Origin of the sequence: Leptolyngbya sp. PL-A3 (assembly GCF_039962325.1) — a bacterium.
Lineage (GTDB): Bacteria > Cyanobacteriota > Cyanobacteriia > Elainellales > Elainellaceae > Vacuolonema.
The window spans coordinates 179,802-202,554 of the sequence record NZ_JAMPLB010000007.1; the positions used below are offsets into that span (position 1 = coordinate 179,802).

The 22,753-nt window shown below is 50.2% G+C and carries 16 protein-coding genes; 13 read left to right on the forward strand and 3 right to left on the reverse strand.

Annotated elements, in window-relative coordinates:
- Positions 1-283: 283 nt before the first annotated feature.
- The 3 genes from NDI52_RS08265 to NDI52_RS08275 all read left to right on the forward strand — a co-directional run bounded on the left by NDI52_RS08265 (position 284) and on the right by NDI52_RS08275 (position 3,635).
- Complete coding sequence (locus tag NDI52_RS08265) at positions 284-1,003, forward strand: class I SAM-dependent methyltransferase (RefSeq protein ID WP_190774888.1); 720 nt, start codon at positions 284-286, stop codon at positions 1,001-1,003.
- A gap of 221 nt (positions 1,004-1,224) precedes the next feature.
- Positions 1,225-1,914: a glycosyltransferase family 2 protein gene (locus NDI52_RS08270; protein WP_190774889.1), complete on the forward strand. Its 690-nt coding sequence runs from the start codon at positions 1,225-1,227 to the stop codon at positions 1,912-1,914.
- A 269-nt stretch (positions 1,915-2,183) separates the two neighbouring features.
- The gene (locus tag NDI52_RS08275; RefSeq protein ID WP_190774890.1) at positions 2,184-3,635 is read left to right on the forward strand and encodes a hypothetical protein; all 1,452 of its coding nucleotides are present in this window, start codon (positions 2,184-2,186) and stop codon (positions 3,633-3,635) included.
- Between the two features lie 61 nt (positions 3,636-3,696).
- Here the strand turns inward: NDI52_RS08275 and dacB are convergent, their stop codons facing one another.
- Positions 3,697-5,175: a D-alanyl-D-alanine carboxypeptidase/D-alanyl-D-alanine-endopeptidase gene (gene dacB / locus NDI52_RS08280; protein ID WP_190774891.1), complete on the reverse strand. Its 1,479-nt coding sequence runs from the start codon at positions 5,173-5,175 to the stop codon at positions 3,697-3,699.
- The gene (locus NDI52_RS08285; protein WP_242045988.1) at positions 5,172-6,407 is read right to left on the reverse strand and encodes an FIST N-terminal domain-containing protein; all 1,236 of its coding nucleotides are present in this window, start codon (positions 6,405-6,407) and stop codon (positions 5,172-5,174) included. Before NDI52_RS08285 ends, dacB begins: the two co-directional genes overlap by 4 nt.
- Before the next feature lie 373 nt (positions 6,408-6,780).
- Here NDI52_RS08285 and NDI52_RS08290 point away from each other — a divergent pair, with 373 nt between their 5' ends.
- The 3 genes from NDI52_RS08290 (at position 6,781) to NDI52_RS08300 (ending at position 10,204) form a co-directional block, all read left to right on the forward strand.
- Entirely contained in the window at positions 6,781-7,005 is a 225-nt protein-coding gene (locus NDI52_RS08290) for a Calvin cycle protein CP12 (protein WP_190774892.1), read from the forward strand.
- A 476-nt stretch (positions 7,006-7,481) separates the two neighbouring features.
- Complete coding sequence (gene tsaE, locus NDI52_RS08295) at positions 7,482-7,994, forward strand: tRNA (adenosine(37)-N6)-threonylcarbamoyltransferase complex ATPase subunit type 1 TsaE (protein WP_190774893.1); 513 nt, start codon at positions 7,482-7,484, stop codon at positions 7,992-7,994.
- An 803-nt stretch (positions 7,995-8,797) separates the two neighbouring features.
- The gene (locus NDI52_RS08300; protein ID WP_190774894.1) at positions 8,798-10,204 is read left to right on the forward strand and encodes a glycoside hydrolase 100 family protein; all 1,407 of its coding nucleotides are present in this window, start codon (positions 8,798-8,800) and stop codon (positions 10,202-10,204) included.
- 79 nt (positions 10,205-10,283) lie between these two features.
- Here NDI52_RS08300 and NDI52_RS08305 read toward each other — a convergent pair whose 3' ends face one another.
- Positions 10,284-11,822, reverse strand: coding sequence for a GGDEF domain-containing protein (locus tag NDI52_RS08305; protein ID WP_348250371.1), 1,539 nt, complete (start codon positions 11,820-11,822; stop codon positions 10,284-10,286).
- Positions 11,823-13,013: 1,191 nt separating this feature from the next.
- Between NDI52_RS08305 and NDI52_RS08310 the strand changes: the two genes are divergently transcribed.
- The 7 genes from NDI52_RS08310 to NDI52_RS08340 all read left to right on the forward strand — a co-directional run bounded on the left by NDI52_RS08310 (position 13,014) and on the right by NDI52_RS08340 (position 22,328).
- Positions 13,014-13,532, forward strand: a complete 519-nt coding sequence (locus NDI52_RS08310) for an outer membrane beta-barrel protein (RefSeq protein WP_348256383.1) — start codon at positions 13,014-13,016, stop codon at positions 13,530-13,532.
- Between the two features lie 360 nt (positions 13,533-13,892).
- On the forward strand, positions 13,893-15,794 hold the full coding sequence (gene sir, locus NDI52_RS08315; protein WP_190774897.1) for a sulfite reductase, ferredoxin dependent: 1,902 nt from the start codon (positions 13,893-13,895) through the stop codon (positions 15,792-15,794).
- A 584-nt stretch (positions 15,795-16,378) separates the two neighbouring features.
- On the forward strand, positions 16,379-17,701 hold the full coding sequence (locus NDI52_RS08320) for an aminotransferase class I/II-fold pyridoxal phosphate-dependent enzyme (RefSeq protein ID WP_190774898.1): 1,323 nt from the start codon (positions 16,379-16,381) through the stop codon (positions 17,699-17,701).
- Positions 17,702-18,033: 332 nt separating this feature from the next.
- Positions 18,034-19,401: a GH1 family beta-glucosidase gene (locus NDI52_RS08325; RefSeq protein ID WP_190774899.1), complete on the forward strand. Its 1,368-nt coding sequence runs from the start codon at positions 18,034-18,036 to the stop codon at positions 19,399-19,401.
- A 191-nt stretch (positions 19,402-19,592) separates the two neighbouring features.
- The gene (locus NDI52_RS08330; protein ID WP_190774900.1) at positions 19,593-20,126 is read left to right on the forward strand and encodes an alpha/beta hydrolase; all 534 of its coding nucleotides are present in this window, start codon (positions 19,593-19,595) and stop codon (positions 20,124-20,126) included.
- Between the two features lie 148 nt (positions 20,127-20,274).
- Positions 20,275-21,927 carry an AarF/ABC1/UbiB kinase family protein gene (locus NDI52_RS08335; RefSeq protein ID WP_190774901.1) on the forward strand — a complete coding sequence of 551 codons (1,653 nt, stop codon included), beginning with the start codon at positions 20,275-20,277 and terminating at the stop codon, positions 21,925-21,927.
- Positions 21,928-22,193: 266 nt separating this feature from the next.
- A complete protein-coding gene (locus tag NDI52_RS08340) occupies positions 22,194-22,328 on the forward strand; it encodes a hypothetical protein (protein WP_277874875.1) in 135 nt (44 codons plus the stop codon).
- Positions 22,329-22,753 lie beyond the last annotated feature (425 nt).

Sequence of the window (22,753 nt, forward strand, 5' to 3'; positions counted from 1 at the left end):
TTTGCAGGATTAAATCACTCATGCTTGAAACTTTGATGACGGATCTTTCTGCCAGAAATCAATCAGGTGCTTATTCTTTTCTCGTGTAAGAAATTGCTTCTAGTCCGGTAGCCAGGTGCTAAAGGTATGCCTAGAAACGCCAATACAGAATACTTGGGCTAACCTGATGCCCCCTTCCTAGTTCAAAGAGATTGTTTTGCAGCCCTGCTGATCGTCATTGACTTCGCACTAGATTCCTATTTCCGTTCCTATCTGTCGTGTCGAGTGAAACGCGCCGAAGCCTATGAACAGCAAAACTAGCCTGTCTTTATATTCATCTTCTGAAGGGCAAAGTGACTATGTACAACCTAATGTGGGTGGTATAGTCAGCAAAATTTCTTTGAAAGTCCGGCTGGAGATGTTGAACACTCTGATGCAGTTGGTTCAACCGACCCCGACCATGCAAGTTCTCGATGTGGGTGTTACGTCTGATCGACGAGAAGATTGCAACTTTTTTGAAAGGTATTATCCTTACCCCCAAAGCATCACGGCTGTTGGTATGGAAGATGCCAAGTTTTTAGAAAAAGAATTTCCTGGCTTAACCTACGTTCAAGCCGATGGGCTTAATCTGCCGTTTCCTGACAAGAGCTTTGATCTTGTAGTGAGCTCTGCAGTGATTGAGCATGTAGGCGATCGCCAGCGCCAACAAGCTTTTGTTAACGAACTCTGCCGAGTAGGTAAGCGCTGCTTTATCACCACACCTAACCGCTGGTATCCTGTAGAGTTTCACACCATTCTTCCACTAATACACTGGTTACCTGCCACATGGTTTCGCCGAATTCTTCGTTTGCTAGGCCATGACTTCTGGGCTAGAGAGGAAAACTTAAATCTGCTGACTGCTCAGGAACTGCAACAGATGTGCCCTCCAACGATGCAGGTTTATATGCGGCCACATCGGTTATTAGGTCTCGTTTCCAACATTGTCTTCTATGCTGTAGATGCTAACAGCGTAAAGCACATTTAAAACTCTTCTAGATATGGCAGGTGGAGTGTCAAGCACCTAACGATCAGATGTACAATTGCCATCGAAATTTATGCGGGCTGCCAGCATTCGGTAAATAATAGTTTATTCTGTCAGCTTCTCTAGACAGGGATATGGCAATAACTATTCAGTCCTATGTCCCGGTACCACGAGTAACCACTCTGTCAGTTATTGTTGTTCTCATCCAATGTTCGGCTTTGTCTATGAAATTATCGATTGTTATTCCCTGCTACAACGAGTTAGGTACGATTGGAAAAGTCGTGGCTGCCGTTAAAGAATCACCTGTCAAAGACAAAGAAATCATTATTGTTGATGATTGTTCAACAGATGGCACTCAAAATCTATTGCGCTCGACAATCGAGCCATACGTAGACAAGGTTATATACCATCCTCGAAACAAAGGAAAAGGAGCGGCGCTACGTACAGGTTTTGCAGAAGCCACGGGTGATATTGTTATTGTTCAAGATGCGGATTTAGAGTACGACCCTCAAGAGTATCCGCTTATGATTGCACCCATTCTGGCAGATCGGGCAGATGTGGTATTTGGCTCTCGGTTCATTGGTAGCCATCCTCACCGGGTTGTTTACTATTGGCACATGGTTGGTAACCAGTTCTTGACTACTCTCTCCAACATGATGACCAATATTAACCTGACGGATATGGAAACTTGTTACAAAGCTTTCCGTCGGGAAATTATTCAATCCATTCAAATTCGGGAAAATCGATTTGGTTTCGAGCCTGAAATTACGGCCAAGGTTTCTAAGCTCGACTGTCGTATCTATGAGGTGGGTATTTCCTATTATGGTCGTACCTATAAAGAAGGGAAAAAGATTGGTTGGAAGGACGGCGTTCGAGCTATCTACTGCATTCTTAGATATAACCTGTTCCCTTAGAAAATAGATGAGTGCCGAAGCTCCTATTTATCACATCCATAGGGTATAAACTCACCAGGTTTTGCTAATAGCTGGAGGCAATGGATCAGCTTTATAGATTTACGCTTGGAAACTTAAATTCTCTTTAGTAAGGAAAGATAGGTTTGCTGTCCACGTCTAACTCTCTTAAATCAATCCGTTCGCTGATTTCTAAATCCTTAATAGTCCTCATTTTTCTGCTTTCATTTCGGAGATTCGCAGCTGATCGCATCCCTAATCTGAACTCAGATATGGCCGTTCATATCTTAATGGCCTACCATCTCAAACTCCCTGAAGATTTGTACTATTGGGGCCAAAATCGCCTTGGGAGTGCCGTTCCAATTCTAAGCAATCTTCTACTAAAGATTACGTCCTTATCGCCCGTTGAAGCCATTTCCTATGTACAGTATGGGCTTCTACTGGCTGGTTTTATCTGTCTTAGTACTCTATTTAAAACATACTTCTCTCGCTTAATTTTTGCCCTGGCCTGGTTTCTTCCAATCCCACACTTTCACGAGCTCGTTTTTCCTGCCCACCCCTATGGGCCCCAGTTTGCTTTTACAGGAATAGCTCTTTTCATTATCAACTACCTGCTGGAACAGAAGCATCTGAAGCAATGGAGGCGTCAGGTTCTCATTTCTAGCGCAACCCTTTGCCTATTTACCTCACTCTGGATATCCGACCTGCACTTTGTGTTTATGGCTATCCTGGCAGCCATTACCGTACAGCACGTTGATAAAACTGTTAATCAGGGTACTGATATTTCCTGGCGCGATCGCCTGCGAAACCTCCTAATACCTGATGTAATTAATATCATCATTACTTCTATTGTAGGCTTTTCATTTATCTTATTTGCCAAGCATGAAGCCTCTGGAACTTCTCCTTATGGAGGGTTCAGCAGCTTTTCGCAAATCCTTGAGGTACTCAATCGTCTTATAACATCGGCCATTCAAACATTAACATTTCAAGTTGATAGCCCAATCCTTTCAATTTATGCTGTTTTGTTTGTGCTGCTGGTGGGCTATGCCATCTACTGGTGGAGTACCGAAAGAAGCTTTCTGCTTGAGAGCCGTTTTCCTCATTGGGCAATGCTCTTCTTCTTGAATGCTATTTTTTCCTTCGGGCTAATCCTGGTATCTAACTGGCTCTATATCAACGATGTAAGTCTGCGATATTTCTCAGTCGTTTACATCTCAGCCTGGATGGCATTTCTGTTGTTGGTAGAACAGGTATCGGGTGCCTATGGGCGTCGTATGAAACTCGGCCTATTTCTGATGGCTATTGCTTCTATTTTTCTTCAAGCTACTCCAGTCCTGGCTCTGAAAGTGGCACCACCCTATGTGTTGCGTCTACAGCCATTTGAGAATCTTGCTCCTGCGGGATTTATTGGAGAATACTGGTCCTCTTACGTGCTGTGCAGCGCAGATCCTGCCAATCTTAATTGCACGCCTTATGACCAGAAAGGGCGTACCCCCTGTCCTGATAAAGCTCCCGAAAAAGTTCCCGTTCGAACCCGTCGTGTTCGCTGTTCTCGCTGTGTTCGCCGGGTTCTTAAATCGCCCAATCTTTATCTTGTAAAGAATGACTGGTTAGAGGATTTCCCTCGTGAAATTGAGCAATTTGGGGTTTGTCTGATCCGTAGTGGTAAGCCCCGAAAAATACAAAGGTATGAGATTGCTCGTTATCAGGTACAAACAAGATGATTCGGCTGTCATGAATACGGTTATGACAAATGTGTCATGCACACTTCATCTATCCAGTTCGTTAATTGCTGGAGCAAGAAGAGAGGTCTGCTAATAACACTACAATTTGATCGATTGTGGGACGGATTGTTCGCACAGGCTGGTCAAAATGATTGACTAAGATACTGAAGGCCAGAGGGGGGTGATGGTCTGGCTCAAGGTAACCGGATAGGGCTGCAATCCCACTAATGGCCCCTGTTTTACCCCATAAATGGCCTTCCACAGGAGTTCCTTGAAAGCGGTTTTGGAGGGTTCCTGAGACACCAGCGACAGACAGAGAGTTCTGATACATCTGAGCCGCAGGACCACGGTGCATAGCCTGGAGAGTTTGTACAAAGGCCTCGGGTGTCGCTAAGTTACGGCGAGCTAACCCAGAACCGTCCGTCTGGTCAATGCTATCTGGATCAACACCTAGAGGAGCCAAAATAGCTTCAACCCCTTCTAAGCCGGCTACTAGCGTCGAGGGTTGCGATAAGGTGTGGCGAACTCCAATCTGGCGCAGCAAGGTTTCCGCATAGAGGTTTTCACTTTCGGTATTGGCCTGGGTTATCAGGTAGGAGAGGGGCGGGGAGAGCGTAAAGGCAATCTCTGATGCCGAGCTGGGGAGGGGGGGAAAGGTGGCTGTATTTGGCGTTGTCCCTCGCTCGACCGTTATTCCCACAGCCCTTAAGGCTGACTGAAAATGGCGTAGAAAACGCCCATTTGGATCTGGGGTAGCGATCGCCTCCTCCACAGCCTCGCTACCTGCTTGCAGTTGCCCCTCAATCCGGAGTACCCGTCGCTGTCCATCCTGCTGAACTTGGGTGAATTCCTCTTCGTTGCTTCCGGCGGGCAGCGTGCGGCTGAGGTTAATAATTTGCCAGTTGCCAGCATCGACGGGGTTATTAAAGGCTACATGCAAAGGCTGGCCAGAGGATTGGGGGGTTAGTTGAAGGGCGATCGCATTGCCATCTAGCATCAAGCTGCTAACCGGAGCTCCATAGCCTGCCTGTAAGTCTTCCCACTCCCAGTTCGGGTTGATGGGGTCGCCTGTGAAGTAGGAATCATCGACTTCTAGCCGATCTATACGGCGAACGCCCTGGTTATAAATTTGCTGTGCTAAATTTTGTAGCGATTCTGCTGTAAACGTTGGATCGCCTCGCCCTACGACTCGCAGCACGGTTTCCCCGGCTGCGGATGGCAACTGATAAACCGACGTGCGAATTTGGTAGTCAGGCCCTAATTCTGTCAGAGCCGCTGCTGTGGTTAACAGCTTTATATTTGAGGCAGGAATAAAAAACTGTTGGGCATCTCGCGTGTAGAGGGGCTCACCTCCGGTTATGGGACTGACCTGAATACCCCAACGGGCACGGCGGCTGATGGATTGTTGTTGGAGGATAGTCTCAATTGCCTGGGGAAGGTCAGCCGGGCAGATGGATGCCAGAAGGGGCGATCGCCATCCTCCCGCTCCAACCAATGCCAGAGCCAGAGCCAGGGACCGCCAACGTTTTCTTTCGGTCATGGTTCGCGGCAAATTCCAAAGACGGAGGTATAGCCATGCAAGAAAGTGGAACCTCCCACAGGGCCAATTTCGCCACCACAGAAAAAGCCGCTGAGGGGAATGCGGTTAATATACTGACGAAACAAACCCGAGTCGAAGTTGGGCTGGTCGTACAACCCCTCTCCCCGGCCAGCACAGGCAAAGAGTAACGCCCCAACAGGTTGAACGCCGTGATGTTCTTTCTGATAACGCTCCAGCAAAGCCTCCAGGTCATCGGCAGAGGCTTGTGAGTCGCGCAGATGGAACTGAATACGTTGGCCTGGGCGGACGCGATCGCCAATGGCAATGGCTCCAATACGGGGATCTACGCCCAGCATATTCCGGATTAGAAAATCCCCTGGTTCCAAATTCTGCTTGAATTCAGACTGGGCCACTCCGACGAACAGCGAATGCTGGGCCAGTTCTTGATCCGCAGCATCCAGGTCTTGATAGAGCTCCTGTAATGCCTCCAGCGGCGTACAAACGCTGGCTCCTGCTTCCTGGGCTTCCAGTTTGATGAGAATGTTGCGCTCGCCTTCTACGACTCGGAAGGGCTTGCCAATGGGGCGGCATCCTTGGGCCACGATTGCCTCCAGCACGACCCGCCCGCTCAGCGCTAACCCTACGGTTCCTTCACGGTACAGCTCAAAGTTGCAGAAGAGCCCGGTGCCAAAGGGGGATGGTCCCGTAGACATGCCACCAACCTTCACGGCACCTGGGTAAGCAAAATCCATTCCTTGCAGTAGATCATTGATGCCCGATGACATCGCATCTGAGAGCAGAATGAAGCTGGGATTTTCTTCGGGGGGGACGCCGATTAACTCTGCCCACCGCTGAGGCGGACCATCCAAATCAGGGAGGTCATCGCTGTCAATGTGGAAGGGGTGAAGGTTCACTCCAGGTAAGCGGGCTAGGGTCAAACTCAGGGCAGGAGCATCCTCTATTTCGCGGACTTGGCCGCTAACCTCAACGCCGATAGTGCCGCCACCACTACAACCTATAAGCACGGAAACTGACAGCTTTGCCTTTAGTAACGGCATCAACCGGGAATACTCGCTGGCAAAGGCAGAGGAGATGAACACCATGGCCAGATCCGCCGGAGCCTGGAGTTGGCTTAGGGCTTGCTCAACGACTTCATTCACTGCCGCCTCTAAGGAAGGCTGCGTTGATAGCGCATTAACCCACTGCATCGGGTCGGTTTGGGGGTCTGCCATTGCGTCCATCCTGTGCGTCTTTGTCACCACCAGCGGAAGCTGAACTGGGTTTACCGGAATTATACGGGGCCAGTATAATTTTCCACTTTTCTTTAAGTCTCCATTTTGACATACTGCCAGAAGCCCGAAGTGCCCGGAATTGGTGAAGATTGAGTGGTTTTCAAAAGCTACATCCTTTGGTAATAGCTGAGCTTGGCCGATAGGCGCAAGTCGTGCTGACAATCGCACGTTACAATATAGAAGAGTAGAAATACTCACTCACCCATTTTGATAGCCTGACTGGGTGACTTGACGAAACCGTCCGTCGAGTTACTCTATTCTGAGGGCACTATCGATACAATCGTCCGTATATCAACCTCTGAGTGTTATAGCTATGAGCGACATCCACCAAAAAATTCAAGAAGAGCGTGACCAAGCTCGCGAAGTTTGCGAAATCAAGGGCGATGGTTCGGCAGAATGTGCCGCTGCCTGGGACGCTGTTGAAGAACTGCAAGCAGAAGCGTCCCACCAACGGGAGCGGGGCGATGAGAAGACTAGTTTTGAGCAGTACTGCGATGCGAACCCCGAAGCTGATGAGTGCCGCGTTTACGACAACTAAATCAACCCGTTGAAGAGCGATCGCCAGTATGACCTGTCTTGGGCAGTTTTGAGTAGGCGAATTTCTCTAAATAGGCATCAAGGGGGGATGCGGTTGCGTCCCCCTTTGCTTTGAGATGACGAGCGATCGCCCGCTGCCTGTCTAAGCAGGTATTGTGAAGCGAATTTCTCTAAGCAGGCTGTCAAAGGGGGATGCAGTTGCATCCCCCTTTGTTTTCAACCAGAACAGTGCATTTTCATTGCGTGTGACTACACCCAATGGAAGTGCACTGTCTTGACTTGATTAGTCTAAAAAACAGCCAGGATGTGAGTATAGAATAAGTGCGGCTTATAAGCTAATACCCGTCATGGTTGGGGGTTAGACCTTGTAAGGTAGCCACTTTACTTAAATCCGGTGGGTAAAATACCTATCCTTAAGGAAAATGGCAAAGTTGCACCGCAATCTAGATGAATGAAACAGGTAGGGGCGCAGAGGGCATGAGCACAACGGCATCGGTGATATCTCTGGCAGACGCTGACGCGACTCTGGCCCTGGGCGAATTTTTGGGGCGATCGCTTCCACCTGGTACTGTTCTGTTGCTCCATGGCAATCTGGGCAGCGGCAAGACGACTCTGGTGCAAGGAATTGGTCGAGCGCTAGGCATCACCGACCCTATTTTGAGCCCAACTTTTACGCTGATCAGCGAATACTACGAAGGCCGTATTCCCCTCTATCATCTGGATTTGTATCGGCTCACTTCAGAAGAAGCCGCAAACCTATATCTAGAAACCTATTGGGATGGAAATGAGTATCCTCCTGGCTTAGTCGCAATTGAGTGGGCAGAGCGGTTAGCAGAGCGGCCTGAATCCTACGGCGAGATTGAGCTGGTGATTTCTTCAGAAGCGGCAAAATCTACCACTTCTGCAGGGCGGCAGGCCACGCTCATCAACAATGGGCCAACTCCTACTTTTACCAACCTCCCAAGTGTTTCAAAACTTCATAAAGCTTGACCGCACCCAAGTTTCGGCAGGCTCTGGCTTTGCCGCTAGAAATCCACAATCCTAAGGCCAATAATTTGCCTGCCGAGGCCGTTAAGTAACGGGAGGTCGAAATCTTTATCAATGTGTATGGATTCCATAACTTGCGTAATTAAAACCTGACGCAATCCCAAGCACTGCGCGTAAGCTAGTAGTAGAGGATGCTTCAAAGAGCAGTCGGGCGATCGCATCCATCCCGGGTTAGATTTCCTGCCCACGGTGGAATTCTGATCGCAAGTTGTTGTATTTTTATGCATTCTGGGTGTGGCTACATAGGAGGAAGTTAGGGCAATGATTGTCCTTTTATCTCCTTGGACTGAGTCTTGTTCTTTGCTAACCTAGGCTTGCCTGGGTTTGCTATCCGCTCTGTCCAAAAAAATGTCCCTATTGGGCTACAAGCGGTCGAGCGACACACTCGCTGTTCCCCACCGGTTCGTTTAGGAGTTTACTTTCCCGCGTTTCCGGTTGCCCTGGATACATCTACAAGCCGAGCTCCTCCTTTGGGCTCAGGCTAGATCCAGGTAAAGCACCCAGAGTCTTATCCCTCGCACCTAATCCTCGCTTCATTTAATCCTGTGTTTGAGTGCATCCTGCCAGCTAGGGGGATGCTTCCTTCGCAGATACCTATCAAACTGTAGTAGCGTTGGCGATCGCCATTGCTTCGTTCCTGTTTGAGATGGGTGGGCTCCAAATCCTGGCGTATTGTACGGGGTTGGATAGCCACAACTTTTTAGTTTTCCTTATCTGCCCCTTACCCGTTATCCTCAGATTGCGCAATGGAGACTCAGATCAAGACTACAACGGATTCCTGGCAACTACTTGAACGATCCATCATTTACTATGGCGATCGTCCCGTTGGTACCGTGGCTGCCTCAGACCCTAGCGTCGAAGCCCTGAACTACGATCAGTGCTTCGTACGAGATTTTGTATCCTCGGCCCTCGTGTTCTTGCTAAATGGTCGAGCTGACATCGTTCGTAATTTCTTGATTGAAACTCTGGCGTTGCAAAGTAGTGACAAGCAAATGGACTACAGCCACGCCGGACGGGGACTGATGCCAGCCAGCTTTAAGGTGATGAATGAGGGTAGCCATCACTACTTGGTAGCTGATTTTGGCGAACACGCCATTGGCCGCGTTACCCCAGTAGATTCCTGCTTATGGTGGCTCATTGTGCTGCGAGCCTACGTGAAGGCGACAGGCGACCTGGATCTGGCTTACCAGCCTGATTTCCAACAGGGCATTGTATGGATTCTGAAACTATGCCTGGCCGATCGCTTCGACATGTACCCCACCATCCTGGTACCCGATGGTGCCTTCATGATTGACCGCCGTATGGGGGTAGACGGTCACCCGTTGGAAATTCAAGCCCTCTTCTATGCGGCCCTGCAGTCGGCTCGGGAAATGCTCCTACCCGGCTACAAGCGCGACATTTATTTGGAGGTCATCAACCAGCGTCTGGGAGCTTTAAGCTACCACCTGCGGCAGTACTACTGGCTCGATCTGAAGCGGCTCAACAATATCTATCGCTACCGCTCTGAGGAATTTGGTACCTCTGCCATCAATAAATTCAACATCTACCCTGACTCTATTCCTGAGTGGGTACATGATTGGATGCCGGAGCAGGGCGGTTATCTGGTGGGCAACCTCAGCCCTGCCCGAATGGACTTCCGCTTTTTTGCCCTGGGGAATTTAATGGCAATTATGTCTTCCCTGGTGACAGCTCAAGAAGCACAGCTCATCATGAGCCTGATTGAGCAGCGCTGGCAGGATTTGGTGGGTCATATGCCGATGAAGATTTGTTACCCGGCGATCGCTGACCAGGAATGGAAGATTCTCACCGGTTGCGACCCCAAAAATGTGCCCTGGTCATATCACAACGGTGGCAACTGGCCTGTGCTGCTGTGGTTCCTGGTCGGAGCTGCTATTAAAACCGGGCGTATGGAATTAGCTCAACGGGCCATGGAAATCGCGGAGCGACGTTTGGCCGATGACGGCTGGCCTGAATACTACGACGGGCGCTATGGGCGTCTGGTGGGCAAAGCGTCTCGGAAATACCAGACCTGGACGATCGCCGGCTTCCTGCTGGCAAAATCCATGCTGGAAAATCCTGAACAAGCTGACCTCATCAGCTTTCGCGAAGATCCCGGTACCCTCGATTGGCTGTACAAGCTTCAGGAGTTTTAGCGCAATTTGAAATTTGACTGGTCTTTCAAGCTGAGGTGTTCTATGGAGGTGTCCGCTTGAGATGCTCGGCCCAGCGAAGTTAATGGGATGGCTCAAATACAGTTACCCTATCGCGCCCATTCAGCTTCGATTGATACAGTGCCTTGTCCGCAGCTGCGATTAATATATCTGCCGTGTCGCCGTGCCGTGGAAAGGTGGCAACTCCGGCAGAGAGAGTGACATTGCCCATATTTTTTCCGGCATAGTGCATGGAAATATAGTGGAGTCCCTGGCGAATGCGCTCGGCTCGCTCCTGGGCCTTTTCAAGAGGGGCTTGCGGCAAGATTAGAATGAACTCTTCCCCCCCGTATCGGCAGGCAATATCCGTTCCCCGTACAAATCCTTTCAGAAACAGGCTGAAATCCCTTAATACCTGATCTCCTGCCAGGTGCCCAAACTGGTCATTGAGGCGCTTAAAGTGATCCAAGTCTAGAAGAATGATACTGACGAGGTGTTGCCCTCGGAGGGCGCGATGTAGCAGATGGGGTAGTGTCTCTGCCAGGTAGCGGCGATTAAACAAACCTGTCAGGGGGTCACGAATACTACGCTGCTGCAATTCATCAATATGCTGAAGTCGCCATAGGGTTAAGGCTAGCTGTTGGGCGATCGCCTCCCCCATAGGTAACAACTCGGCGGGCAGTTTATCCGTCTGAGGTTGCCAGAATGCTAATGCCCCTAAGACCACCTGATCCATCGTCGTAATAGGGACACAATATTGTGATCCTGACGGGGGGGGCAGGGCTGTGGGTGTGTTTGGGTGCGCAAGGTTGATGGGGCGATCGCGGCAGGGCCGAGAACACTTAAACTGAGCCTGCTCTGTTCTCATGACAGGGCAAAAGACGGTTACACAACTCTCTGCTGAGGAAGGCCACTCTCCCCACTCAACGGCAACGGTCATGTGAACGTCTAACGCATGCGAGAGTAAAATGCGGCCGGAGCAGTCGGGTATCAGAGGCTGAACCCACTCCGCCAGGGACTGAAACAATTCTGCCTGGGTAATGCAGGACTGCATCCAGCAACTCATAGCATTCAGGTGATGGAGCTGTTCGAGGGTGTTTTTAGGAGTCGTGCCGGACGGAGGTTCCGGGGAGATCCGATATGCAGGGGCGATCGGTGCTATCAGCCTGGTCAGCTTTTCTGCAATCAGACTCAGCATATCCAGCTGATCAGCGTTCAGGGTTCGAGGCTGAGTGTCGAGCACCAGCAAAGCACCCATCATCTGCCCATCTACCCCCAACCCGATGCCTGCCCAGGTCCGAAAATGAGACAACCGCTGAATTTTGCTGGTTCGGCTGGCAGCGGTCTGAACCGTACCCTGGATGGCTCGAGCTTCCCCAGAAAAATGAGATTCGACCCGCTCAAATAGGGGTCGGGCTAGAGGCTCGGCACTCCGCACAAAGGGCCAGCCAATTTGGCTAGCAATTGAATATCGAGGGGTGGTGCCTAGCTTCAGCACCAACAGGACAGTGGGTACCTGACAAGTCGCCTGAGCCAACTGCATCAGACGATTGACATCAAACTGTTGTAACGGTTGGTTCACACCCGACCACGCTCCTGGCTTCGATAGGCTTGAGCCCATAGGATTGGGATAAATGTCACGGGTATGATTTGAGGACGGCAGAGCAGGGAAAGGGAAATCAGACGACCCATAACCCATAATGAAATTTGGCTTAGTGAGTGAGAGCCAGCCAGCAATATGTAGCGCGAGTTGCTCGATACCTCCATATAAACGCCCTGACTATAGGCGAGCAGATGAAAGGTTCTAAGTGAAAACCCCAATGCTGTCTGTAGGCTTCACTCTATAAGGTTCCCCAGAATACCCTGAGATAGCCCATAAATTTGTTGCGATTGGTGAATTCTCAAGGGCTTAACGAAGTAGCTCAGTTTCATTGAACATAAGACCCAGAAGACTCAGCATTGTACAGGCAGCATTTTCGAATGGGTGAGGTACGAGGTATAGATGTGGGTTAAGGTTCTACAGCCATTTCTCGTATCTCGCCTAATTGGAAAGGGATATACAGCGCCTTGCGCTTGAGTTAGACACGGTTGTTTTTGTGAGAGCCGCGCTCCGCGCGGCTCTCACAAAAACAACCAGGTTTTAAGCGGTTGAAAAACGCTGTATACTCCCACATGATTTGTGAAACAGTTTTTGCCAGTAAAACCAACTATGCCCATCTTATCTTGCAAAAACTATTCAGGATTTCTATCACGATATTGAAGAGCTATTTGGAAAGTCTGGTTTTTGCATTTAAAGACCCTTGAAAAAATCACGCTTTTTAGAGAAGTTCTAATTGGGTTAGCTATTTCGGTTAGAAGATGCTCATCCAGATGGGTGATTCTTCTTGTTCCTTGGAACCAAACTGCAATTTCTTGCGTCTTGCGAAGACCTTGAAAACACAATTTAAGACATAGTTGCTATCCTTCTAATAGCCACTTTTCAAAGCCTTTGCCTCATTGGCTACCGCATAATTGTCATTATAAAGACCCACCACATTGTGTGACAGTTGTAGAAAGAGGCTATGGCAAAATCCAAGTTCTTCAGGCTATCGATACAACTGTAATAGGTTCTTGAACAGGTGAAAGTTATCAGCAAAAATGATGGTCTTCCACTAATCAAGTATCAATAGAGAGGGGTGAAATCTTCCTTCTATTACTTTAGTTTTTTATAACTAAAGCAAGCCCTAATAGAAGCTTTGATGTACTCCCCCAATTCATTTTCTATGCCGTCGCATTGAAGCCTTCACTATTTGATTGAGGAGAGATTGAAACCATGAAAAACGTACTGAAATCCCTTGCTGTGGGGTCTGTAATGACCGCTGCGATCGCTGCCCCCATGCTGCTGTCTGCAGGTCCTGCCTCAGCTCAACCCTTTGTGGGTGGTATGAGTGGTAGTTACCTGGGTGGTGGTATTTCCGCAGGTGTTGCCGAAGATGGCACCTTTGGCGGGAACGTGCAGGGGCGTTTCGATGTGCCCGTTGCGCCTGTCTCTGTACGGGGTGCTGCCCTGTTCTCTGATGATGGCGTTGCTCTGATGCCCCTCGTAACCTACGATCTGCCCGTCGCCCCCCGCACCAACCTCTATGTGGGTGGTGGCTACTCCTTCGTAACTGAGGAAGGTGGTGATACCCCTCTGGGTAACCAGAACGCCCCTGTGGTGATGGCGGGTGCTGAAACAGCGGTGACCCGGAATGTCGTCGTTTACGGTGACGCGAAAGTGGGCATTGATGCTTATCAAGACAGCAATGATGCTGCCATTAGCCTACAACTCGGTGCGGCCTACCGCTTCTAAGTCTTCTCCTGATTGATACACAGGAAATCTACGCGGCTTCTGGATATCCCAGGAGCCGCGTTTCTTGTACAGAACGTATCTCAAAACCCTAAACATGGAAGGTGCCCAAGTTTGCGCCAAGTACTTCCCTACCTTATATATATGGGCTCGGTTTAATACACCACACTCAACAGAAGCATGGTATGAGGAGAACGTAGATTCTTACCTCCGGGTTCTCCCTACAACGTAAGTGAACATCGTATTAAGTCGTAACCAGGATCCACAGAACAGGTGCTACAATCAATTTCGAACTAATTTTCCATAATCCCGGTAGGAATACTGGGAATTCCCCCATCAGTCCAGCGTACTAACCGAATTCTTATGTCTCCCACTTCTGCACCGTCTGCCTCACAAGTATCAAAGGTCGAAGGCATTAAGGAGCGCAGTCAGCAGTTACGAGAGCCAATTGCGACTGAGTTGCTGCAAGACACGACCCACTTCAGCGAAGACGGCACTCAAATTCTGAAGTTTCACGGGTCTTACCAGCAAGACAATCGTGATAACCGCGTTAAGGGCCAAGAGAAAGACTATCAGTTTATGCTACGGACGCGTAGTCCGGGGGGCATTATTCCATCGCAACTCTACACGGCGTTGGATCAACTTTCTGAGGAGTATGGCAACGGTACTCTGCGGGCAACCACTCGGCAAGGTTTTCAGATTCACGGCATCCTCAAGAAGAACCTGAAAACCGTCATGGCTGCCATTGTGCGGAACATGGGATCTACCCTTGGGGCCTGCGGTGACTTGAACCGTAACGTCATGGCTCCTCCGGCTCCCTATGCCAACCACCCGGAGTACATCTATGCTTGGGAATACGCTAACAACATTGCAGATTTGCTAGCTCCGCAAACCGGAGCCTACTACGAAATCTGGCTGGATGGAGAAAAATTTATTTCTGGGGAAGAGCATCCCGATGTGGTTGCGGCCCGTCAAGCGAACGGCAACCGCACTATCTTCCACGATGGCGAAGAGCCTATTTACGGGCAACATTACATGCCCCGTAAGTTCAAGATCGCTGTTACGGTGCCAGGGGATAACTCTGTAGACCTGTTCTCCCAGGATGTGAGCTTGGTGGTGATTACCGACGACCAGAAGCAATTGCTGGGCTTTAACGTTTACGCCGGTGGCGGTCTGGGTCGGACTCACAATAAGGAAGAAACCTTTGCCCGTGTAGCTGACCCCATTGGCTATGTAGATAAAGAGGATGTATATAGCCTGGTGAAGGCGATCGTGGCAACCCAGCGGGATTATGGCGATCGCAAAGACCGTCGTCACGCCCGGATGAAGTACCTACTGAATGATTGGGGGGTGGACAAGTTCCGTAGCGTTGTTGAAGGTTACTTTGGTAAGGCCATTCAACCTCTCAAACCGCTGCCTCCCTTCGAGTACAAGGACTTTCTCGGCTGGCATGACCAGGGCGACGGCAAATTCTTCCTGGGTATCTCTGTGGAGAATGGCCGCATTAAAGACGAAGGCGATTTCCGGCTGAAAACTGCGATGCGTCTGATTAACCAGAAGTTCGCGCTGCCTATCCGCCTGACTCCGCATCAAAATGTTCTGTTCCACGACATTGAACCGGCGGATAAGCTGGAAATTCAAGAAATTTTAAGCAGCCACGGCATTAAAGCTGTCGAAGAAATTGACACTCTGGTGCGCTACTCCATGGCCTGCCCTGCGCTGCCTACCTGTGGCCTCGCCGTCACCGAGTCCGAGCGGGCACTCCCCGGCATCCTCGATCGAATTCGTGCCCTGCTGACCAAAGTAGGTCTGGAAGACGAGCATTTCGTTATCCGCATGACGGGGTGCCCCAACGGTTGCGCCCGTCCCTATCTGGCGGAGTTGGGTTTTGTGGGTCAATCCCCTGAGTCTTACCAGATTTGGTTGGGTGCTGATCCCCACCAAAATCGGTTGGCTCAAATTTATGCTGACAAGAGCCACATCAACGATCTGGAAGTCACGCTGGAGCCACTGTTTGTGTACTTTAAGCGCGATCGCCATCCCGGTGAGAGCTTTGGAGATTTCTGCGATCGTGTGGGTCTGCAAAGTTTGCGGGAGTATGCAGCCCGTTACACGTCGGGGATGGTTGCCAAGGCCACGAAAGTACGTCACCGCATTGGTGTTCGCGATGATCTGTACGATCGCCTGAAGACTGCTGCAACGACTGAGGGTATCTCCATGAGTGAGGTGGTTGCCAAGGCGTTAGAAGCTTATCTGAACGGCTAATCTATGTGAGGTGAGTTTCACTCACCTCACATAGATTCCTTTAAACTTCTGAAGATAAAGGAACTCAGACACCCGGTGTTTTTAGGAACACCGGGTGTCTTATATTTTGGCGTTGCTGAAGGTATGAAATGGGATATGGAACCACAGTTCCACATCCCATTTCATACCTTCAGCAACGTACACATTTTAGCTTTGTATATCGCAATTTTTGAAATACTCAAGTAATAAAGATTTCGCTAATTGTAAATGTGTGGTGAGAAGGGAAATAGCCGTTGGAATATCACTCTTTTTACATGCGTCCAGGATGGCATAATGCTCTAGCTGAGAACGAGCCTGAGATTTTGTAAGAGATAGATGTAAGCGTACATAGCGATCGGAATGAATATGAATCTTCTCCTAGTTCGGCCTCCCCAATGATGGCTTCGGCTTGATGCAAGGCTTTGGAGGTTACGTGGGGGATGGCGAGAGGTATACGATTTGTACGGGTTAATCGTATACGATTTATGGCTATGGATTGCAGGCCGCTTCTCCGGGGTGGGGAAGGTGGATGCGATCGCTCGCTTATTTTCCTAGGAGACAGGCTGATGCAAACCCTGGCAAAGCGGTCATGGGTGCCTACCCATTCTGAAAACTACATTCAATCCCTGGCAGAACAGTATGCGGCGCTCAATGCCGATGCACTGGAGGCCGAACTTGATCGCCTGATCACTGAAAATCGTGACATTCACGAGCAACGCTGCATTAATCTCAATCCTGCAACTAATGTGATGAACCCCAAGGCAGAAGCCGTACTGGGTCGCGGATTAGGCTCCCGTCCTTCATTGGGTTACCCGGGGGATAAGTATGAGATGGGGTTAGAGGCGATCGAGAAAATTGAGGTGATCGCTACTGAACTCGCCTGTGAAGTATTTAATGCCCGGTTTGCGGAAATCCGTGTCGCTTCGGGAGCGATGGCCAACCTGTACGCATTCATGGCAACCTGTCAGGCAGGCAGCAAAATTATTGCGCAGTCGCCTGACATTGGAGGGCATATTACCCATCACCAACCCGGTGCTGCTGGGCTGTTTGGTCTAGAAATTCATACAGCACCTGTGGATATTCCAAGCTACACCATTGATGTCGAAGCATTGCGGCAACAGGCCCATCAGATAAAACCTCAACTGATTACGGTTGGTGGCAGCTTAAATCTGTGCCCCCACCCGATTCGCCAGATACGCCAAATTGCCGATGAAGTGGGAGCCTACGTCCTTTTCGATGCGGCTCATCTGTCGGGGATGATTGCCGGTCGTGCCTGGCAACAACCCCTGGAGGAAGGGGCACACCTGATGACCATGAGTACCTACAAGAGTTTGGGTGGCCCTCCGTCTGGGCTACTGGTGACCAACGAGCCAGAGTTGGCTCAACGACTTGACCAGATTGCGTATCCAGGATTGACCGCTAATTTTGATGCGGCAAAATCTGCATCCCTGGCAATTACGTTGTTGGATTGGAAGGTTTACGGACAGGCTTACGCCGCTCAGATGGCAGAAACTGCGATCGCTTTGGCTCAGGAGTTGGCGATCGCCCAAATCCCCGTCTTTAAAACCAAGGACGGATATACTCACTCGCATCAATTTGCGATTATTGCCGAAGTTTTTGGCGGCGGCCAACAGGCGGCAAAACTTCTCCGTCGCGCCAATCTGCTCACGTCGGGTATTGGCCTTCCTATAGAACCCATCGAAGGGGATCTCAATGGCCTACGCATCGGTACCCCCGAAATTGTGCGCTGGGGTATGACCACTGCCGATATGGGCGAACTGGCTACGTTGATTAGCCGTGTCTTAATTGACAAAGAACCACCAGAAACCGTTGCGCTGGATGTTCTCAAGTTCCGCCAACGTTTTCAAACATTGCACTTTATGCGGTGATGCTATTTTGATAAAACTCAGAATGGCTTTCACAAGGCTTATGCAAGTTCTCTATATGAAATCTTTGTTGTGTAGGGTGCTTTGCACCCTACACAACAAAGATTCGTTGCGGGAAAGTGCAGCTTAACCGCATTCTCCCGAAAAAGTTACGAGTTTTAATTTTGTAAGAATCCTTATTATCCAAGATATTCATCCTCCAACAAGATTGCATTTTGTGTAGAGAATGTACATCAATCCTTGAGATAGTATTGTCGCTCGGTTGACTGAATTATGCTGGACTAAAGGCAAACAGCTTCAATCTTGCCTGGTCGCGATCGCAATCTCCTAACATTATGAATTACGTTTTTCCCCCAACCTTTCAATGGGGTGTTTCAACAGCTTCCTATCAAATTGAAGGCGCAGTGGAGGCAGATGGGCGGCGGCCCAGCGTGTGGGATACCTTCAGTGCCACCCGAGGACGTACGCTGCAAGGTGCTACCGGAAAAATTGCCTGTGATCATTACCATCGCTACGAAGATGATGTTCGATTAATGGCGGAACTGGGAGTCAAGCATTACCGCTTTAGCGTGGCATGGCCTCGCATCGTACCGGAAGGACGAGGGGAAACCAATCAGGCCGGCTTAGATTTTTACAATCGTTTAGTGGATTGCTTGTTAGCTAACGGCATCACGCCCCACGTCACTCTATTCCACTGGGACAGCCCTCAGGCTTTGGAAAAACGGTATGGGTCATGGCGCAGTCGAGAAATGGCCCAGGACTTTGCCGATTATGTGACCGTCGTGGTGAAAGGGTTGGGCGATCGCGTCACCCACTGGATGACCATCAACGAAATCTTCTGCTTTACCCACATGGGTTATGGCGTGCAGCAACCTCCCCATGCGCCAGGGACAAAAGTGCGATCGTCCAAAGACGTTTGGCAAACCTCTCACCATGCATTGCTGGCCCACGGTTTGGGTTGTCAGGCCATTCGCGCCGCCACTCCCCAACCTTGCCAGGTAGCCTTGGTGGACAACTTCCTGGCAACCGTGCCTTTGACGGAAACTCCCGAAGATATTGCCGCTGCCAAAGCCGCCTTTCCGAGAACCGGAACCAACGGTGGCATTATTGTGCCGGCTCTCACCGGACAATACAGCCCTGCATTGCTTGCAGACCTGGGCAAGGATTCTCCTGACATTGCTCCCGGCGATTTGGAAATTATTAACCAACCTCTCGACGCCTTGGGTTTGAATATCTATACAGGAGTGTATGTGCGGGCAGCAGCCACGCCTCGAGGGTACGAAAAAGTACCTTTTCCTAAAAGCTACCCGCGCTTGCATATGCCCTGGTTACACATTCTGCCAGACAGCCTCTATTGGGCCGTTCGCCACATCAGCGAAACCCTTCAGCACCCCGAGTTACCCGTTTTTATTAGTGAAAACGGCTGTGCTGTTGAAGATGAAGTGACAAAGTCTGGCGAAGTATTGGATATAGACCGCATTCATTACCTGCGGCACTACCTGCGATCGCTACATCGTGCCACGGCAGAAGGCTTCCCCTTAACCGGTTACTTCCTCTGGAGCTTCATGGATAACTTTGAGTGGGCCTATGGATACGATCGCCGTTTTGGTATCACCTACGTTGATTACGCCACACAAAAACGTATCCCAAAAGCTAGCTTTTATTGGTACCAAAAGTGTGTGACCGAGAATCAGATTTTGTAATCGATTCTTCATAAGTCTAAGGATAATATTTTCTCAAATAGTTGATCTTTTGTGTATCCTATCTGCTCCATCCCAATCGTTTGAGGATCATTATCGTTAACTTCAAAATGAAGCAGAAAAGTCAACGACGTTTGCTTTTTTGCTTCATTTTGAAAAATTTGTTTGGCTCAGTTTATAGATGTCGCGATCGCATGCCTCCAACTGTTCTCCTCGTTCCTGGCTACCTCAATTCTGCTCCCGATCATTGGCAAAGCCTCTGGGAGAAAGAACATCCCAACTTTCGCCGGGTCGAACAACGAGATTGGGAAAACCTCGATCGCACGGAATGGGTGCAAACCCTGGATCACGCCATTCGTGCGATCGCCGATCCCATTCTCCTGGTCGGGCACAGCTGCGGGTCAGTGTTGATCCCCCTATGGGCTGAACAATGCCCTCCCCACACGGTCATCGGTGCTCTGCTTGTCGCCCCCGCGGATTGCGAAGCACCCGATGCCATTCCCGCCATCACAGCTCTGGCTCCCATGCCGCGATCGCCCCTCCCCTTTCCCAGTATCCTCGTCGCTGGCACCGATGATCCCTACATGGCTTTCCACCGCTCCAAAGAGTTTGCCCAAGCCTGGGGCAGTCGGTTTGAGGCGATCGAAGGTGGCGGTCATATCACAGCAACGTCAGGGTTTGGGCCTTGGCTTGAGGGAAAACGTTTTTTGGAGGAGTTGGGTGGGTGAGAGAGCAGAGATGCTGTACCTTTCTATCCCCAGTGTCCTCTTGGGCTTCTACTCTTATTCCTGTCCTCCTGTAGACACAGAAACCCTTATTCCCTTGCTAGGCTAAGGCAAAGGGGCCTTCCTTGTTCGACCCCCGGAGCGATCGCCCATGTTTGCCAGTCTTGTAAAGAGCAGCTCTCGTCAGGCCGAAATTGCCGAGGTCGTCTTTCGGAACGGATGGGATTATATGCGGGGCTTGCTGACTGTAGGCCGCGCTGAGGAACCTAAATTGCCTACTCCGGCAGTTTTACGAAAGATCCTGATTGAGCTGGGGCCTGTTTTTGTGAAGCTGGGGCAGTTGCTTAGCACCCGCCCTGACTTGTTGCCGCCTGCCTATATCGAATCCCTCAGCACCTTACAGGGAGATGTGCCGCCCGAGCCCTGGAGCGAAATTGAAAAAGTGCTTCAGGAAAGTTTGTCTCAATCCCTGACGGAAACCTTTTCCAGCTTTGACGCTGTGCCCGTGGCCGCGGGTTCTATTGCCCAAACCCACCGGGCTACCCTCCAGGATGGACGAGCGGTAGCGGTCAAGGTGCAACGCCCTGGCCTATCCGTTGCGGTGGAACGGGATATTAGCCTGATTCAATTTTTGGCGGCATTGGTCGCCCAGACTGACTTTGGCCAGTATTACGACATTGTCTCTCTGGCGGAGGAATTTGTTCAAGCCCTCCGAGCCGAGTTGGATTTCATGAAAGAAGCCCGTGCCACGGAGCAACTGCGACAAAATCTCTCTACCAGCCATTGGTTTGACCCCACCCAAATCACCATTCCCGAAATTATCTGGCCCCTCACCTCGGAGCAGGTGTTGGTGATGGAATGGATTGAGGGGAAGCCGTTGCTGAATGCGTTGCGGGATGAGTCAACGGAACTGCATGAAAGTGCAGAGGAGCAGCGGGCGATCGCCGACCTCCTCCTCCGTGCTTTCTTCCAGCAAGTCTGTCTGGATGGCTTCTTCCACGCTGACCCTCACCCTGGCAACCTGTTTTACATGACCGATGGGCGAGTGTGCCTGCTGGATTGCGGCATGGTCGGACGCCTCGACCCTCGCACCCAGGAAGTGCTGCTAGAACTCATCCTCTCCATCGTCAGCATGGATGCTCGCCGCTGTGCCCAGCTCACCTTAAATCTGGCTCCCTCTTCCCACCCCGTCAGTCTTGCCAAACTGGAGACGGATTACGATCGCCTGCTCCGCACCTACTACAGCACCAACCTCTCAGAGGTGAACTTTAGCCTGTTGTTCTATGAGGTGCTGCAAGCTGCGCGCGATAACCGCATCCGCATTCCAGGGAATTTGGGATTGTGTGCGAAAGCGATCGCCAACCTGGAGGGCGTTGCCCGTATTCTAGATCCTGACTTCAATTTCACCGAACAGGTGCGTCCCCTGATGGCTGACGTGTTCCGGCAACAACTCCAGGGCAATGCACCGCTTCCCTCTTTATTGCGGGCGGTGCTTGACCTGAAAAGTTTGACGCTGCAATCTCCCCGTCAAGTAGAACTATTCCTCGAACGGCTCACCTCCGAGACATTGCAATGGAACATTAACGTACAGGAATTGGACTCGGTGCGGCGGGCTATGGATACCGCTGCGAATCGCCTCTCTTTCAGTATCCTTGTCGGTTCGCTGATTATGGGAGCGGCAATTATTTCGGCCAACTCACAGTTTAGTCAGGTGTCGTGGTTGAGTGATGCGTTATTTGCGATCGCCAGCTTCTTAGGCTTGTGGCTAATTGTGGGAATTTTGCGATCGGGACGCTTACGATGAACGGATGTAATTTGTTCTTGAAAAGTGATGCCAATATTCAGGATATTGAACGTGGAGTAGACGTTAATGCGATCACCAACTCAAACAAACAAATAAAGACAACGAATTCTCGATTGCTGGTAGTCAGACTAAGTTTGGAATGAAGAAATCATGTCTATCAGTCCTCTAGGAGAATCCATAGATATGCATGAGATGCGCAGTTTCGCTTGACGGCAGGGTCATAGGAATTGCGAATGCTGTCTGTCCAGCGGCTTTAACGCACTCCTATGGCACGTAAACAGGCAAACGAGGCTAAGTTTTCCTTCCCCCTTGATTTAAGCCGAAGACAGTTTTTGCGAACCCTTGGGTTTATTGCTGGAGCTGGAGCCTCCTTCGCAAGCGGATTTTTGCGTCGTCCTTAACGGGTTGGGACCACTGAACTCCCTAGGTTGGCGGAGGCGAGGCAAACCCAAAACCGTATTAAGGATATTTGGGGCGATCGCCCGAGTTCAACGCCGCTGCCCCCGATGCCTTTGTCTAACTCTCCGCAATTGTTAGGGCTTACCAAGTCCACCATCTGTAGAGCATTTTTGCTGTGTGGTGTGCAAAGCACACCACACAGCAAAAATGCCTAAGCCTAAGCTTTTGAATGTCTTGCTGAATCGTGTTGAATGGGTATAAGCCGGGAAAAGTCTCCTTCATCTCTAAACTGGGCAAATTTAAACTGTCGAGTACTAGTGGTCTGTCAGCTTTATTTTGAGGGGTAACTAAACGATAATGGATGAAAGCTCGTCTCCCCCTTTAACAGCATGGCAAAAAAGAAATACATCGTAGCTCTGACTGAGCA